The organism is Bradyrhizobium sp. AUGA SZCCT0105 (assembly GCF_018129565.1).
Taxonomy (GTDB): Bacteria; Pseudomonadota; Alphaproteobacteria; order Rhizobiales; family Xanthobacteraceae; genus Bradyrhizobium.
In genome coordinates this window covers 267901-283787 of record NZ_JAFCMK010000007.1, presented here as the reverse complement: position 1 = coordinate 283787, position 15887 = coordinate 267901, and the positions used below count along the sequence as shown (strand labels likewise).

The 15887-nt window shown below is 65.6% G+C and carries 15 protein-coding genes; 10 read left to right on the top strand and 5 right to left on the bottom strand.

What is annotated here, in order from left to right:
- Window positions 1–14: 14 nt before the first annotated feature.
- Window positions 15–1325, top strand: coding sequence for an HlyC/CorC family transporter (locus tag JQ573_RS30280; RefSeq protein WP_092120105.1), 1311 nt, complete (start codon window positions 15–17; stop codon window positions 1323–1325).
- A 146-nt stretch (window positions 1326–1471) separates the two neighbouring features.
- On the opposite strand, the gene JQ573_RS30275 is transcribed toward JQ573_RS30280, so the two are convergent.
- Together JQ573_RS30275 and JQ573_RS30270 are read right to left on the bottom strand one after the other, a co-directional pair.
- Window positions 1472–1960, bottom strand: coding sequence for a hypothetical protein (locus JQ573_RS30275; RefSeq protein WP_249132526.1), 489 nt, complete (start codon window positions 1958–1960; stop codon window positions 1472–1474).
- An 88-nt stretch (window positions 1961–2048) separates the two neighbouring features.
- A complete protein-coding gene (locus JQ573_RS30270) occupies window positions 2049–2324 on the bottom strand; it encodes a BolA family transcriptional regulator (protein WP_028338206.1) in 276 nt (91 codons plus the stop codon).
- A gap of 109 nt (window positions 2325–2433) precedes the next feature.
- Between JQ573_RS30270 and JQ573_RS30265 the strand changes: the two genes are divergently transcribed.
- The gene (locus JQ573_RS30265) at window positions 2434–3069 is read left to right on the top strand and encodes a J domain-containing protein (RefSeq protein ID WP_092120102.1); all 636 of its coding nucleotides are present in this window, start codon (window positions 2434–2436) and stop codon (window positions 3067–3069) included.
- A gap of 270 nt (window positions 3070–3339) precedes the next feature.
- Here JQ573_RS30265 and JQ573_RS30260 read toward each other — a convergent pair whose 3' ends face one another.
- Window positions 3340–4434 carry a citrate synthase/methylcitrate synthase gene (locus JQ573_RS30260; RefSeq protein ID WP_212311928.1) on the bottom strand — a complete coding sequence of 365 codons (1095 nt, stop codon included), beginning with the start codon at window positions 4432–4434 and terminating at the stop codon, window positions 3340–3342.
- Between the two features lie 76 nt (window positions 4435–4510).
- Between JQ573_RS30260 and JQ573_RS30255 the strand changes: the two genes are divergently transcribed.
- Window positions 4511–5734, top strand: coding sequence for a citrate synthase family protein (locus JQ573_RS30255; RefSeq protein WP_212311927.1), 1224 nt, complete (start codon window positions 4511–4513; stop codon window positions 5732–5734).
- Here the strand turns inward: JQ573_RS30255 and JQ573_RS30250 are convergent, their stop codons facing one another.
- Window positions 5735–6397 (bottom strand): DedA family protein, encoded by a 663-nt coding sequence (locus JQ573_RS30250; RefSeq protein WP_212311926.1) that lies wholly within the window; start codon window positions 6395–6397, stop codon window positions 5735–5737.
- Between the two features lie 291 nt (window positions 6398–6688).
- Between JQ573_RS30250 and cobS the strand changes: the two genes are divergently transcribed.
- The 5 genes from cobS (at window position 6689) to JQ573_RS30225 (ending at window position 12430) form a co-directional block, all read left to right on the top strand.
- A complete protein-coding gene (cobS, locus tag JQ573_RS30245; RefSeq protein WP_092120091.1) occupies window positions 6689–7687 on the top strand; it encodes a cobaltochelatase subunit CobS in 999 nt (332 codons plus the stop codon).
- Window positions 7688–7690: 3 nt separating this feature from the next.
- Window positions 7691–8101: a GNAT family N-acetyltransferase gene (locus JQ573_RS30240; protein WP_095731654.1), complete on the top strand. Its 411-nt coding sequence runs from the start codon at window positions 7691–7693 to the stop codon at window positions 8099–8101.
- Window positions 8098–9996: a cobaltochelatase subunit CobT gene (cobT, locus tag JQ573_RS30235; RefSeq protein WP_212311925.1), complete on the top strand. Its 1899-nt coding sequence runs from the start codon at window positions 8098–8100 to the stop codon at window positions 9994–9996. Before JQ573_RS30240 ends, cobT begins: the two co-directional genes overlap by 4 nt.
- Window positions 9997–10140: 144 nt before the next feature.
- Window positions 10141–11184, top strand: coding sequence for an esterase-like activity of phytase family protein (locus JQ573_RS30230; RefSeq protein ID WP_312011675.1), 1044 nt, complete (start codon window positions 10141–10143; stop codon window positions 11182–11184).
- A gap of 133 nt (window positions 11185–11317) precedes the next feature.
- Window positions 11318–12430, top strand: coding sequence for an NADH:flavin oxidoreductase/NADH oxidase (locus JQ573_RS30225; protein ID WP_212311923.1), 1113 nt, complete (start codon window positions 11318–11320; stop codon window positions 12428–12430).
- Window positions 12431–12450: 20 nt separating this feature from the next.
- On the opposite strand, the gene JQ573_RS30220 is transcribed toward JQ573_RS30225, so the two are convergent.
- Entirely contained in the window at window positions 12451–13962 is a 1512-nt protein-coding gene (locus tag JQ573_RS30220) for an FAD-dependent monooxygenase (protein ID WP_212311922.1), read from the bottom strand.
- Window positions 13963–14017: 55 nt separating this feature from the next.
- On the opposite strand from JQ573_RS30220, the gene JQ573_RS30215 reads away from it, so the two are divergent.
- Together JQ573_RS30215 and JQ573_RS30210 are read left to right on the top strand one after the other, a co-directional pair.
- Window positions 14018–14656: a TetR/AcrR family transcriptional regulator gene (locus JQ573_RS30215; protein ID WP_212311921.1), complete on the top strand. Its 639-nt coding sequence runs from the start codon at window positions 14018–14020 to the stop codon at window positions 14654–14656.
- Between the two features lie 106 nt (window positions 14657–14762).
- On the top strand, window positions 14763–15863 hold the full coding sequence (locus tag JQ573_RS30210; RefSeq protein WP_097671068.1) for an LLM class flavin-dependent oxidoreductase: 1101 nt from the start codon (window positions 14763–14765) through the stop codon (window positions 15861–15863).
- Window positions 15864–15887 lie beyond the last annotated feature (24 nt).

The following is a 15887-nucleotide window of genomic DNA, read 5'->3' as shown; positions in this document are numbered from 1 at the left end:
CACGGATCAAGCCAGTGGGCTGGTTAACCTTCTCGATCGTGCTGCTCTGTCTGCTCGTCTCCGCCTTCTTCTCGGCGAGTGAGACGGCGCTGACCGGCGCCTCGCGCGCCAGCATGTTGCGGCTGTCGAAGCAGGGCAACAGCGAAGCCACGGTGGTCTCGAGCCTGATCGCGATGCGCGAGCGGATGATCGGTGCGCTGCTGCTCGGCAACAACATCGCCAATATCGGCGCCTCCGCGCTTGCCACCGGCATCTTCACCGCCTGGTTCGGCGATGTCGGCGTGCTTTATGCCACCGGTGTGATGACGGTGCTGGTGGTGATCTTCGCGGAAGTGCTGCCCAAGACCGTCGCCATCAATGCGCCGGACCGGGTGTCGCTGCTGGTGGCCCGGCCGATGCGGCTGACGGTGTTCGTGCTCGGGCCGCTTCTCACCATCATTGAAGGGATCGTCCGCGCGCTGATGCGGCTGCTTGGCATCAAGATCGGCGCGCACCAGGCCATCCTGTCGCCGACCGAACGCCTGCGCGGCGCGGTCGATCTGCTGCATCACGAAGGCAAGGTCGAGAAGCAGGACCGCGACATGCTCGGCGGGTTGCTCGACCTCAGCGAGCTGCAGGTCTCCGACGTCATGGTCCATCGCACCGAGATGACCATGGTCAATGCCGACCTGCCGCCCGAGGAGTTGGTGCGCGAGGTGCTGGCCAGCGAATACACCCGCATCCCGCTGTGGCGCGAGAAGCCGGAGAACATCGTCGGCGTGCTCCACGCCAAGGATCTGCTGCGGGCGATGCGCGCCAACGAGGGCGACATGTCCGCGATCGATGCCTCCGCGATCGCGTTGCCGCCCTGGTTCGTGCCGGAGATGCGCCCGGTCTCCGAACAGCTGAAGGCGTTCCGCCGCCGCAAGACCCACTTCGCCCTGGTGGTCGACGAGTATGGCGAGGTCGAAGGTATGGTGACGCTGGAGGACATCCTGGAGGAGATCGTCGGTGACATCTCCGACGAGCACGATGTCGTGGTCGCGGGCGTGCGCGCCCAGCCGGACGGCTCGGTCGTGGTCGACGGCTCGGTGCCGATCCGCGACCTCAACCGCGCGATGGACTGGCGCCTGCCGGACGAGGAGGCGACCACGGTCGCCGGCCTCGTGATCCATGAGGCGCGGTCGATTCCCGATCGCGGCCAGAGCTTCACCTTCCACGGCTTCCGCTTCCGCGTGCTCCGCCGCGAGCGCAACCGCATCACCGCGCTGCGCATCGTCGCCGTCCCGCGCGAGGCCGCCGAGCTCGACGAGAAGAAGCCGAAGCGGGCGGGAACGGCGTTCTAGTTCGCGTAGGCAGTCTGCATGCACCGTCACCCTGAGGAGCCGCGAAGCGGCGTCTCGAAGGGTCGACGGCCCGGCTGGTGGCCGTGCATCCTTCGAGACGCGCTACGCGCTCCTCAGAATGACGGGTCTGGCGATTATTCCGAATGCTACTCGATATCGATCGAGATGCCCGACAGCTTCCACGCGCCGTCGGAGGGGATGAAGCCGAGCTGATACTTCACCTGCTTGGGCGTGGTGTCGAAATGGCCCTTGAGCCGCAACACGCCCTTGTCGTCGATCTTGGCGTCCTCATCGAGGACGATCGGCTTGGCGACCACGGCGTCGAACACCGCATGCTTGTCGACCAGATCCTTGAAGATCGACTTCAGCTTGTCCGGCGAAAACTGGTCGCGGAACGGCTTTGATATCTTGGCGTGGAACACGGCGAAATTGTTGGCGGCCACCGCATCGTTGAGCGAGACTAGGATGCTCTTGATCAGCACCTCCTGAACGAACGGGCTCGGCATATCCAGCGCCGAGGCCGGGCGCATCGCGCAAATCAGGAGCAGGCCGGCGGCGGCGACAATCGACCGGAAACGTGGCCAGCAAGGGATCATCAATGGCCCCATATCAAGCGTGGCGATACGATCCATCATTTGCCTGCTCACATATGGCGCAGGTCCGCCGCCCGAGGTCCCATTCTCATAACGGAAAACCACTGCTTCGTCTTGAGCCAAGCGCGAGCTAGCGCGGCTTTTCCCCGGGGCCGTGGGCGTGGATCGCCAGCGCGTGCACCGAGCCGGCGAGTTCCTGCGCCAGCGTCGCATTTATCATGCGATGGCGTTCGATCCGGCTCTTCCCTTCGAAGGCCGGAGACACAATATATACCCTGAAATGCGTCTCGCCGCCTGGCCTGTGGCCGGCGTGGCCCTCATGCAGATGTGACTCATCGACCACGTCGAGGCTTTCGGGCAAGAAAGCTTCACGCAACTTGTTTATGATAGCGTCTTTGGTGCTCATGGCGGCGGAGTTAGGTCCGCGACGGCTTTTCGTCAATGGTGCAAGCGGGAAACGAGGTCTGCGCAATGTCAAGACTTGAAGATTTGTGCATTGCGTAGTCAAAGAGAACATGCCGATCGATTCATCAAAATTCTTCGACTCCATTCGCATCAAGCCGACCAAGGTGAGTGCGAAGCGCCAGGCGCAGGCCGGCGAGCAGGCCGTCGCCTGCGAGTGGGCGGGTTGCCAGAATAAGGGCGCGCACCGCGCCCCGAAGGGCCGCGAGAATTCGCGCGAGTATTGGCATTTCTGTCTCGATCACGTCCGCGAGTACAACCAGTCCTACAATTTCTTCCAGGGCATGAATCCTGACGACGTCGCGCGCTACCAGAAGGATGCGCTGACCGGCCACCGTCCGACCTGGAAGATGGGCGCCAACAACGGCAAGAAGGAGAGCGGGCTCGACGCCGCCTCCGATCCGTTCCACGTGTTCTCCGAGCTCAACGGCCGCGGCCGCTGGCGGCCCGGACCGGGTGGCGCGGAGCCCAAGCCCGAGACGCGCAAGGTCATGAACGCCGAGCGCAAGGCACTGCTGGTGATGGGGCTCGGCGCCGGGGCGACACTCGAAGACGTCAAGTCGAAGTACAAGGCGCTGGTGAAGCAGCACCATCCCGACGCCAACGGCGGCGATCGCTCCACCGAGGATCGCCTGATCGAGATCATCAAGGCATACAATTATCTGAAGACCGTGGTGCGCGAGGCGTAAGCTGTCGCCTCCGTCGCCCCTGCGAAAGCAGGGGCCCATAACCACCGGCGGCTATTGGTGCATTCAGATGTCGACCCCATCGTGCCATTGATGGGCCGCGGCGTATGGGTCCCTGCTTTCGCAGGGACGACGGCGGAGCTTTTGGCGTCGCCATCGTCCAACGGTGCGGCTTTGTAGCCCGGACGGAGCGCAGCGCAATCCGGGGCTCTTCCATCCGTGGTCACACCGCTCCCGGATTTCGCTGCGCTCCATCCGGGCTACGGTTAGCTCTCAGTCCTTCGGCACCGCACCGACATACGAAGAGCTCGGCCGGATCAACCGTCCGGTACGCCGCTGCTCCAAGGCGTGTGCGGTCCAGCCGGCGGCGCGGGCGGTGGCGAAGATCGGCGTGAACGCCTGCCGCGGGATTTCCAGCCCATCGAGCAGGATCGCGGTGAAGAACTCGACATTGGTCTCGAGCGGCCGCTCCGGGTTCTTCTTGCGCAGCGCTGCGCGGATATAGGCCTCGACCTCGCCGGCAAACGGCAGGTCGGCGCCGCTGGCCTCGAGGCGTTCGATGGCGATCTTCAGCACGTCGGCGCGCGGGTCGCGTACGCGATAGACCCGATGGCCAAAGCCCATCAGCCGTTCGCCATGCGCCAGCGCGCCGTCGACCCAGGGCTTGATGCGCTCACGGGTGCCGATTGCGTCCAGCATCTCCAGCACCGGCTCCGGCGCGCCGCCATGCAGCGGGCCGGTCAGCGCGCAATAGCCGCCGGTGATGGCCGCGAACAGATCGGCCTGGGTCGACGCGATCACCCGCGTCGTGAAGGTCGATGCGTTCATGCCGTGGTCGCAGACGGTGACGAAATAGGCGTCGAGCGCCGCAACCTCGCGCGGCTCGGCCTTGCGCCCCCGCAGCATCCGCAGCGTGTCGGCGGCGTGGCTGGCATTCGGGTCCGGCGCGATCGGGGCATGTCCCTTGGCGTGCTGCGCCAGGGCGCCCGCGATCACCGGGAAGGCGCCGACAATGGTCGCCTCGTGCTCCAGCCCGTTCTCGCCGCGCAGGCCGGCGATCGCGGCCCGGAAGCCGTCGACGATCGACACGCCGCGCGTCGCCGGCAGCAGGTCCGGCAGCCGGGCGAAGGCGCGTTCGCGGGCGGCGCCGAGGCTGGCGCGGACATTGGCTTCGCTCAGCGACTTGCCGGTGGCGCCGTTCCACAGCCGCGCCGTGACGCCCTCGAAGCTCGACTTGCCCGCGAGGCTGGCGACGTGCTCGCCGGCGATGATCAGTTCGCCGCGCTCGCCGTCGACATGGCTCAACACGGTCTCGGCGGCGGGAACGCCGTCCAGACCGATCTGGCTCTTGGTGAGAATCATGTTCATGGCCCGATCTCCTTGCTTCACCCCTTCAAGGTCGGGCCTCTCGACGGGTTGATCAATCTTGATTATATCAATCAATATGAAAAAATCCGCCGAGCTTTACCTCTCCGCCCGCGAGGCCGCAGCCGAGCTCGCGATCTCGCCGGCGACACTTTACGCCTATGTCAGCCGCGGCCTGATCCGCTCCGAGCCATCGCCGGATTCGCGCAGCCACCGCTACCGCGCCGAGGACATCAGGGGGTTGAAGGAGCGCCGCGTGCCGTCACCGGAGCCGCGCGGCTTTCGCAATTTCGACGCCGACCTGCCGGTGATGGATTCCGCAATCGCAACCATCACCGAGCAGGGCCCGATCTATCGCGGCGTGAACTGCGTCGATCTCGCCCAACGCGACACGCTGGAGCACACCGCGACGCTGCTGTGGGACGTCACCGGCGTCGATCCGTTCGCGTCGGACAATTGCCCGCATGTCTCCGATGAAATGCGTGCGATCGCCGAGGCCGCGCGGCGCGCCCAGCCGATCGACCGCACGGTCGCCGTGCTGGCGCTGGCGGCGAGTGCCGATCCCGGCGCCTTCACCCGCGCGCCGGATGGACGCGCGATGGTCGGCGGGCGCATCCTGCGGCTGCTGGTTGCGACCATGCTGAACGCTGTGCCATCGGCCGAGCCGCTGCATGAACAGGTGGCGCGGGTCTGGACGCCGGATAACAAGCACGCGCCCGACCTGATTCGCCGCGCGCTGGTGCTGCTCGCCGATCACGAACTGAATGCCTCCACCTTCACGGCGCGCTGCGCGGCATCGACCGGCCTCAATCTGTACGACTCTGTGATCGCAGGTCTCGTCGCGCTGAAGGGGCCGATGCATGGCGGCGCCGGCGTGCTCGCCTCGCGTCTGGTCAAGACCATGATTGACAACGACGTTGCGCCTGTGGTCCGCGAGCGGGTTGCGCTCGGCGAGCGTTTCGCCGGCTTCGGGCACGGCGTCTACAAGAAGGGCGATCCGCGCGCGATCTCGCTGCTCGAGGCCCTGACGCGGGCCGGCGCGCCGCGCAAATTCACCAGGGAAGTGCCTGATCGGATCGCGGAAGCAACCGGCGAGTTCGTCAACATCGACTACGCGCTGGCGGTGCTGGTCCATGCGCTGCGGATGCCCGCAGGCAGCGAGCTCGCGCTGTTTGCGATGGCCCGCAGCGTCGGCTGGATCGCGCATGCCAGCGAGCAGCTTCAGCTCGGCAAGCTGATCAGGCCCCGCGCGCGTTATGTCGGCCCGGCACCGGGGCGGGCCGGCACCACCAATAGCATCTAGCTATTTTGCCGGCTTGGCCGGTTCGATCAGTCCGCTGCCATGCCGGCGGCGGATGGTCCAGATCGCCAGCGACAGGATGACGGCAGCGCCGGCGACCGCGAACATCCAGAGATGCTTGCCGACATGTTGATGATGCGGCAGGCCGGCATAATCGTGCAGCGCGGTGACGGCGAGCACGCCGGGCAACACATGCGCCGGTGCCCAGAGCAGGATCGCGGGGATGTTGATTGCGTAGAAGCGCGCCGGCGGCATGTCGAGCGCGCCGGCGGTGATCGGCACAAAGGCGCGAATCGGCGGCACGAAGCGGGCGAAGAACACCGCGAGCACGCCCCAGCGGTTGAAGAAGGCCTCGCTCTGCGCGACCACCCGCGGATAATTGGAGAGCGGCCAGGCCGACAGGATCTCGCGCTGGCTGCGATGGCCGATCAGATAGGCCGTGCCGTCGCCCAGCATCGCGCCGGCGGCAGCGGCGGCGAGCACTGGCACGAGCTTCAATTCGCCGCCCGGGACCAGCGCGCTCAGCGCCAGGATAATGGTCGAGCCCGGCACTAGCGAGCCGACCACCGGGACTGCCTCCAGCAGGGCGGCCAGAAACAACGTCAGATAGGCGAGCCAGGCATGGGCCGAAACGAACGCGATCAAAGGGTCAAGGAATGAAGTCACAGAATTCCTGGGTGGCGATGAAACAGGTCCGAGAGCTAACAACTCCCCGCCGGGCTGAAAAGTGCCTGCGGACAAGCCGCCGTGGCGCTGCGGCGAAAGTACGGCGGGATTTGCAGAGCAGCCTTCCAAAAACCGAGTTTCGCGCCTATCTTTATGATACAACAACGGAACTTTGATTTGCCCGTGGGCTTCTGCCGGCCGATGCTCTCTGCTAGGCTTGTGCGTAGCACCCCATCCGCAGCCAAATGACCTAAATCTGGTTTCGGGAATGCCCGGGACCTCGGAGGATGAATGACGACGGCCGTCCAGACCAAAGCGCAAGAACCCGTCGGGTTGCCCGACATGAAGGTGTCGGTTCGGCAGGTCTTCGGGATCGATAGCGATCTGGAAGTTCCCGCCTATTCCGCGGTCGATCCGCATGTGCCGGAAGTCGACAGCGACTATCGCTTCGACCGCGCCACCACGCTCGCGATCCTCGCCGGCTTTGCCAGGAACCGCCGCGTGATGGTCACCGGCTATCACGGCACCGGCAAGTCGACTCACATCGAGCAGGTTGCGGCCCGCCTCAACTGGCCCTGCGTGCGCGTCAACCTCGACAGCCATATCAGCCGTATCGATCTCGTCGGCAAGGATGCCATCGTGGTCAAGGAGGGCAAGCAGGTCACGGAATTCCGCGACGGCATCCTGCCCTGGGCGCTGCAGCACAACATCGCGCTGGTGTTCGACGAATATGATGCCGGCCGCCCGGACGTGATGTTCGTGATTCAGCGCGTGCTGGAAGTCTCCGGCCGCCTGACGCTGCTCGACCAGAACAAGGTGATCAAGCCGCACCCGGCGTTCCGCCTGTTCTCGACCGCCAACACGGTCGGCCTCGGCGACACCTCGGGCCTCTATCACGGCACCCAGCAGATCAACCAGGGCCAGATGGACCGCTGGTCGATCGTCACCACGCTGAACTACCTCGCCCATGACGAGGAAGTTGAGATCGTGCTGGCGAAGGCGAAGCACTATCGCACCCAGGAGGGCCGCGACATCGTCAACAAGATGGTGCGGCTGGCGGATCTCACCCGCAACGCGTTCGCCAATGGCGACCTGTCGACGGTGATGAGCCCGCGCACGGTGATCACCTGGGCCGAGAACGCGGACATCTTCAACGACATCGGCTTCGCGTTCCGCGTCACCTTCCTCAACAAGTGTGACGAGCTGGAGCGGCCGCTGGTCGCCGAGTTCTACCAGCGCTGCTTCAACGTCGAGTTGCCGGAATCCTCGGTCAACGTGGCGCTCAGCTAGTCCATGCCGAAAATCTCCGTCGAGCGCACAGTCACACAGACGAAGAAAGCGGTGCTCGGCGGATTGCTCCGCTACAACAACGAGAAGATGGGGAAGCAGAAGTACAAGCGCTTCGCCATCTCGCTGCGGCAAGGCGACGAGATCGTCGGTGGCATCGTCGGCGAGGTCTGGACCGCGGTGTTGTTCATCCAGCTGTTCTGGATGGAGCAGAAGTTTCGCAACAAGGGTTTTGGCGCGAAGCTGATCAAGGCGATCGAAGACGAGGCGCGGCGCTTCGGAGCGACGCAATCCTATCTGGATACGATGAGCTTCCAGGCGCCGGGCTTCTACCGCGCCAATGGATATAAAGAGTTCGGTTCGATTGAGGGGTATCCCGGCGGCGTCACGCGCCACTGGTTTACGAAATCGCTATGACAACCTCCAATATCAAATTCCGTCCCGGATCGAAGGAAGCGCCTACCGAGCCGTTCAAGCGCTCGGTGTCGGCGTGCCTGAAGGCGATCGCCAAGAAGCCGGAGCTCGAGGTCACCTTTGCCGCCGAGCGGCCGGGGCTTGCGCCCGGCAAGGCGCGGCTGCCGGAGCCAGCGCGCAAGATGACCAAGCGCGATGCGGCGATCGTACGCGGCCACGCCGACTCGATCGCGCTCAAGATCGCCTGTCACGATCCCAAGGTGCATCGCAAGCTGATGCCGGGCAATCCGCAGGCGCGCGGCGTGTTCGAGGCGGTCGAGCAGGCGCGCGTCGAGGCGATCGGCTCGCGGCGGATGGCCGGCGTTGCGAAGAACCTCACCGCGATGCTGGACGATCATTTCCACCGCGGCAAGTATGACGAGATCACCGACCGCGCCGATGCGCCGCTGTCGGATGCGCTGGCGATGCTGGTGCGCGAACGCCTGACCGGCATGGCGCCGCCCGCGGCCGCCAAGAAGATGGTCGATCTCTGGCGTCCGACGCTGGAGGACAAGATCGGCTCGCGGCTCGACCAGCTCGGCCGTTTCACCGAGGACCAGGCGAGGTTCGGTGACATGGTCCACGATCTGCTGTCGGCGCTCGATCTCGGCGACGACCGCAACATGGATTCCGACGACGACGAGGATCAGGACGAGAACCAGGACGGCGAGAACGATCAGTCCGGTGCCGAGGGTTCGCCCGATTCCGACGCCGCGCAGGAGATGAGCGCCGACCAGGCCCAGACGAGCGCGGAAGAGATGAGCGAAAGCGCGATGGAGAGCGCGCAGGCCTCCACGTCAGACACGTTCGACGACGGCGAGCTCGGCGACGACGAGACGCCGGGCGAGGCGACACGGCCGAATTCGCGCGGCCAGAACGAGCCGCGTGGTCCGGAATATCATGCGTTTGCGCCGAAGTTCGACGAGGTGATCGCCGCGGAAGATCTCTGCGATCACGACGAGCTCGAGCGGCTGCGCTCCTATCTCGACAAGCAGCTCGCGCATCTGCAGGGCATCGTGGCGCGGCTCGCCAACCGCCTGCAGCGCCGCCTGATGGCGCAGCAGAACCGCGCCTGGGACTTCGACCTCGAGGAAGGCATCCTCGATCCGGCGCGGCTGTCGCGCGTCGTCACCGATCCCTATCATCCGCTGTCCTTCATGCATGAGAAGGAGGCGACCTTCCGCGACACCGTGGTGACGCTGCTGCTGGATAACTCCGGCTCGATGCGCGGTCGTCCGATCACGGTTGCCGCCACCTGCGCCGACATCCTGGCGCGCACGCTGGAGCGTTGCGGCGTCAAGGTCGAGATCCTGGGCTTCACCACCCGCGCCTGGAAGGGCGGGCAGTCGCGGGAGGCGTGGCTTGCGGCCGGCAAGCCGGCCAATCCCGGCCGCCTCAACGATCTGCGCCACATCATCTACAAGTCGGCGGATGCGCCGTGGCGTCGTGCGCGCAAGAATCTCGGTCTGATGATGCGCGAGGGCCTGCTCAAGGAGAACATCGACGGCGAGGCGCTCGACTGGGCGCACAAGCGCTTGCTCGCGCGTCCCGAGCAGCGCCGCATCCTGATGATGATCTCCGACGGTGCGCCGGTCGACGATTCCACGCTGTCGGTCAATCCCGGCAACTATCTCGAGCGGCACCTGCGCCACATCATCGAGGAGATCGAGACCCGCTCGCCGGTCGAGCTGATCGCGATCGGCATCGGTCATGACGTGACGCGTTATTATCGCCGCGCCGTCACCATCGTGGATGCAGAAGAGCTCGGCGGCGCCATCACCGAAAAGCTCGCCGAGCTGTTCAGCGAGACCCACGGCTCGGCGCCCGCACCGGGCACGCGGCGCCGCCTCCACTCGTGAGACATGCGCTCACCGCCTAGAGCGTTTTCGAGCGAAGTGGATACCGGTTCGCGTAAAGAAAACGCGTCAAAACTAGAATCTAGAGCCCCGTTCCGATTCAATCGGAACGGACAAGGCTCTAGCCGTCGCCTTTTCCTGAGAGGTGTGGCGGCGGGGCTGTCGGCCGCAGCATTGCCGCGTCTCGCAGAGGCGCAGGGCGCGAGCCAGCCGGCGCTGACACCGGGACCGCCCGGCAGGCCGGGCCGTCACCGCGTCGACGAACCCGCAGCTGTCGAGGTCAACGCACGGCCGCTGCCGTCGTTCGATATCCGCGATCGTGCCCGGGTGCGGTTCGGCGCGCTGGAATATCGCAGCGGCCTGATCCTGACCTCGTCGTTCACCGGCTTCGGCGGCCTGTCCGCGCTGCGGCTCGATGCCAAAGGCGAGCACTTCATCGCGGTCAGCGACCAGGGCACCTGGTTCACCGGCCGCATCGTCTATCGCGGCCGGGAGATGGCCGGGCTCGACGATGTCGAGGCGGCGCCACTGCTCGACGCCCACGGCAAGCCGATTACCGCGACCCGCGGTTGGTACGATTCGGAATCGCTCGCGCTGGACGGCTCCATTGCCTATGTCGGGCTCGAGCGGGTCAACCAGGTGCTGCGCTACGATTTCGCCAAGGGCTTCACCCGCGCGCGTGGCGAGGTGGTGCCGCTGCCCGCGGCGGCGCGCAAGCTGCCCATCAACAAGGGGCTCGAGGCGCTCGTCTTCGTGCCTAAGGGTCTGCCGCTCGCAGGAACGTTGATCGCGCTGTCGGAGCGTGGCCTCGATACCGGCGGCAACCTGATCGCCTTCCTGGTCGGCGGCAGGACGCCGGGCCAGTTCAGCGTCCGCCGCACTGAGAATTTCGACATCAGCGACGCGGTCCTGCTGCCGTCGGGCGATCTGTTGATTTTGGAGCGGAAATTCTCCTGGCTCGGCGGCGCCGGCATTCGCATCCGCCGCCTCGCTTTGTCTGATATCGCGCCCGGCGCCGTCGTCGATGGTCCGGCGATCTTCAATGCCGATCTCGGCAACGAGATCGACAACATGGAAGGCATCGACGCCCATGTCACTGATGAGGGCGAGACCGTGCTGACGATGGTTTCCGACGACAATTTCTCCCTGATCCAGCGCAATTTGCTGTTGCAGTTCACGCTGGTGGACTGAGGTGCCGGCCTGCGGGGCCCCGTTATCGCATTGCTGATCTGCCCCGGCCCGTTCGGCGACCGCGGCAGTTGGTGATCGCGGCGGCCGCCTCTATCTTATCCTGGCCGTTTCCCCGATCCCGGATATCCCTCGCATGAGCACCCTGTTTTCGCCGATCGAACTGCGCAGCCTCAAGCTCTCCAACCGGATCATGGTCTCGCCGATGTGCCAGTATTCGGCCGTCGACGGCTCCGCCAATGACTGGCACTTCACCCACATCAACATGCTGGCGCTGTCGGGCGCCGCGATGTTCTGCATCGAGGCCACCCATGTCGAGGATATCGGGCGGATCACGCCGGGCTGCCTCGGCCTCTACAGCGATGCCAATGAGGCTGCGCTGAAGCCGATCCTGGCCTCGGTGCGCAAGCATTCGAAGGCCGCGGTCGCGATGCAGCTCGCCCATGCCGGCCGCAAGGCTTCGAGCCAGCGTCCCTGGGAGGGCGGGCAGCTGATCCCGGTTGCCGAAGGCGGCTGGCAGACGGTTGGGCCATCTGATGTCCCGCACAAGGAAAGCGAGGCGCCGCCGCTGGCGCTCGACGACGCCGGCCTGAAGCGCATTCGCGAGGCCTTTGTCGCGTCAGCGAAGCGCGCAGACCGGCTCGGCATCGATGCGCTCGAGCTGCACGGCGCGCATGGTTATCTGCTGCACCAGTTCCTGTCGCCGATCGCCAACAAGCGGACCGACCGCTATGGCGGTTCGCTCGAAAACCGCATGCGCTTCCCGCTGGAAGTTTTCGACGCGGTGCGCGCGGTATTCCCGGATCACAAGCCGATCGGCATGCGGGTGTCGGCGACCGACTGGGTCGAGGGCGCTTGGGATCTCGCGCAGACCATCGAATTTGCCAAGGAGCTGAAGAAGCGTGGCGTCGACTGGATGGACGTCTCCTCCGGCGGTGTGTCGCCGCTGCAGAAGATTCCGCTCGGTCCGGGCTACCAGGTGCCGGCGGCGCAGGCGGTGAAGGAGGCGACCGGCGTCACCACGATGGCGGTCGGCCTGATCACCGAAGCGAAGCAGGCCGAGGAGATTGTCGCGTCAGGGAAGGCCGACATGATCGCGCTCGCCCGCGGCATGCTCTACGACCCGCGCTGGGGCTGGCACGCCGCCGCCGAGCTTGGCGGCGAGGTGAGCGCGCCGCCGCAATATTGGCGCTCGCAGCCCTCGACGCAGAAGGCGCTGTTCGGCAAGACCACGTTCGGGACGCGCTGACGCAGCGTCTCGCCGCGAGGTCACGGCATGGCGGGTCCGAACCAGCGCGTCAGCGCGGCGTCGAGGCCCGCCAAGTCCTCGCCGTCGGCCACCCAGGCGATGCAGGCATCGGGGCGGATCAGCAGCGATGGGCCGGCGCGCCTTGATACGCATCGGACGAACATGTCCCAGCGGGCTGCGATTGCTGACGCGGCCCCACCCGTTGCATCGATCAGCACCGCCCTGCCGTCCTCCATCTGATCGAACAGCGTTGTTTCCGCGCCGTCGTCGCCGAGCGCGAAATTGCCGGAGAGCCGGCCGACCGATGCATGATCGCTGCCGAGGTCGTAGCGGATCTTGATGCCGCTGATCATTTCGCCGAAGTAGCGGGTGCCCTCGTCGCCGCTCATCAGGTCGGCTACGATGTCGCGCAGGGCGTCCGTCATGACATCCGGCCGCATCAGCGCAACCTGGGCGCGGGTGTTGGCGAGCACCTTTGCCGCGATCGGATGGCGCTCTGCCGTGTAGCTGTCGAGCAGGCTTTCCGGCATGCGATCGCAGACGACCGCCGCGAGCTTCCAGCCGAGATTGGCCGCATCGAGCAGGCCGAGATTGAGGCCTTGTCCGCCGAACGGCGAGTGCACATGCGCGGCGTCGCCAGCCAGCAGCACACGACCCCTGCGATAGCTGTCGGCCTGTCGCGCATTGTCGGTGAAGCGGGTGGCGGTCTTGACGGCGGTGACACGGACGTCGGCGCCGCTGATCCGGCGCAGGGTGGTCTCGATCTCCTCGCGCGTCACCGGCGCGCTGCGATCCGCCGGCGGTCCGTCGAACTCGGCCAGGAACACCCGGCCGGGAATCGGTCCATAGGCCATCATGCCGACGGGCGTTCGCCGCCAGCCGACCGGGAGCAGACGATCCGGATGATCGAGGTCGACGATGGCCTGGTGTCCGGTGAGGCTCGGTTCGGTGCCCGGAAAATCAAAACCCGCGCGCTTGCGCACCGCGCTGCGTCCGCCGTCGCAGCCGACCAGATACGCGGCGTGCAGCTCGACATCGCCGGACGCGTCCCTTGCCCTCGTCAGCATACCGTCTCCGGTATCCTCGAAATCGGTCAGCTCGCAGCCACGCCTGATCGCGATGCCGAGTGTGCAGGCGCGCTCGCCGAGCATTTTCTCCAGCGCTTGCTGGTTCACGCCCCGCAACCGCCGGTCCGGCTCGCGCTGACGCGTCTGGTCGATCCCGAAGATACCGGAGAAGTGACCGCCGAATTTCTTGAACGGCAGCTCCGACTCGCCGTCGGCACTCTTCATGAGCCTTGACATGCTGTCCGCCATGCTGCGTTCGACCGCATTCATCGCCTCGGCAAGGCCACGGCGCTGCAGCGCTTCGCCGGCGAGGGCGCCGATCGCGCCGGCCTTGATGGTCTGGTCGGGCTCCGCCAGCCGCTCGATCACGATCACGTCGGCGCCGCCCAGGGTCAATTCGATCGCGAGCAGCAATCCGGTCGGCCCGGCGCCGACCACAACCACATCCGTCCGTTCACGCGTCAAGTCGTCACCATAAATTTATACTCAGTACAATATTTTGTATGGTACAAATTCCTGCATGTCAAATCGGGACGGATTGCGGGAGCGGAAGAAGGAGGCGACGCGCCAGGCGATCTCGGATGTCGCCACCGAGCTGTTCGTGGCGCGCGGCTTCGACAATGTCTCGGTGGCCGAGATTGCCGAGGCCGCCGAGGTCTCCCGGATGACGGTGTTCAATTACTTTCCGCGCAAGGAAGATCTGTTCTTCGACCGTGAGGAAGAAAGCCGCCAGATTCTGAAGGCCGCCTTTGCCGAGCGACCGCCCGGCGAAGCGCCGCTGATGACGCTGCGCAAGCTGGTGCAGGGCCTGGCGGACCGCGCGCATCCGTTCGCAAAGTTCACCGATGCAACGGCGAAATTCTGGCGCACCGTCGCCGAAAGCCCGGCGCTCTCGGCGCGGGCGCGCGAGATGCGTGACGAGTTGATCGATGATCTTGCGACCGTGCTGGCGGGCGCCATCAAGCGGCCGCTCGCCGATGCCGACGCCCGGCTCGCCGCATCGATGGTGGTCACGGCTGTGACCGTCGCCTATGCGGAAGGGCTTCGCGAGCACAAGGCGCGCCGATCGGCGGCCTCGACACGCGAGGCCTTCCTGCAGATCATGGAGCGCAGCTTTTCGGGTATCGCGGTCATGCTGAAGGGAACGCCCTACGCGTAATTCCCGGCCGGGCCGCATGCGACAAAGCCATTGTTCTGCCGTAGCCGGGGCAGGTACTCTCCGGAGCGCGTGCGGAAGACACGTATCGAACAAAGAGAGGAAACCCATGGAACTCGGATACTTCGCGATGCCGTCGCATCCGCCGGAGTGCGGATTGAAGGAGGGCCACGACTGGGATCTGCAGGTGCTGCGCTGGCTGGACGAGCTCGGCTATCAGGAAGCCTGGATCGGCGAGCACCACACCGCGCCCTGGGAGCCGCATCCGTCGCCCGATCTGTTGATCGCGCAGGCACTGCTGCAGACCAAGAACATCCGCATCGGCCCCGGCGGCTTCCTCCTGCCGTATCATCATCCGGCCGAACTCGCGAACCGCGTTGCGATGCTCGATCATCTCTCGAACGGACGGCTCAACTTCGGCGTGGCGGCCTCAGGCCTGCCGAGCGACTGGGCAATGTTCAATGTCGACGGCATGTCCGGCCAGAACCGCGACATGACCCGCGAGGCGCTCGAGATCATCCTGAAGATGTGGACCGAGCCGGCACCGTGGACCCACAAGGGCAAGTTCTGGACGGTGACCAAGCCGGACACGATGTTCGACTTCCTCAAACCGCACATCAAGCCACAGCAAGCGCCGCATCCGCCGATCGGCGTCGCGGGCCTGTCGAAGAACTCGGATACGCTGAAGCTCGCAGGCGAGCGTGGCTTCATCCCGATGAGCCTGAACCTCAATCCCGCCTATGTCGGCAGTCACTGGGACTCGGTGGAAGCCGGCGCCGCCAAGACCGGCCGCAAGCCGAGCCGCAAGGACTGGCGGATGGTGCGCGAGGTCTTCGTCGCGGACACCGACGCGGAGGCATGGAAGCTCTCGACCGGCGACATGATGGGCCGGATGATGGGCGAGTACTTCCTGCCGCTGCTCGGCCACTTTGGTTTCAAGGATTATTTGAAAGCGTCGCCCGACGTGCCCGATAGCGACGTCACGGTCGAATATTGCGCCCGCAACAACTGGATCGTCGGCTCGCCCGCGACCGTCACCGAGAAGATCGAGAAGATCTATCAGGAGGTCGGCGGCTTCGGCGTGCTGCTGGTGTTCGGTTTCGACTACAAGCACAAGCCCGAGGCCTGGCACAATTCGCTGCGGCTGCTGAAGCAGGAGGTCTTGCCGAAGCTGAAGCACCTCGACGCCTCGGTCGGCCGCGCGGCGTAGTTTGACGGTGAGGATCATGCGGGC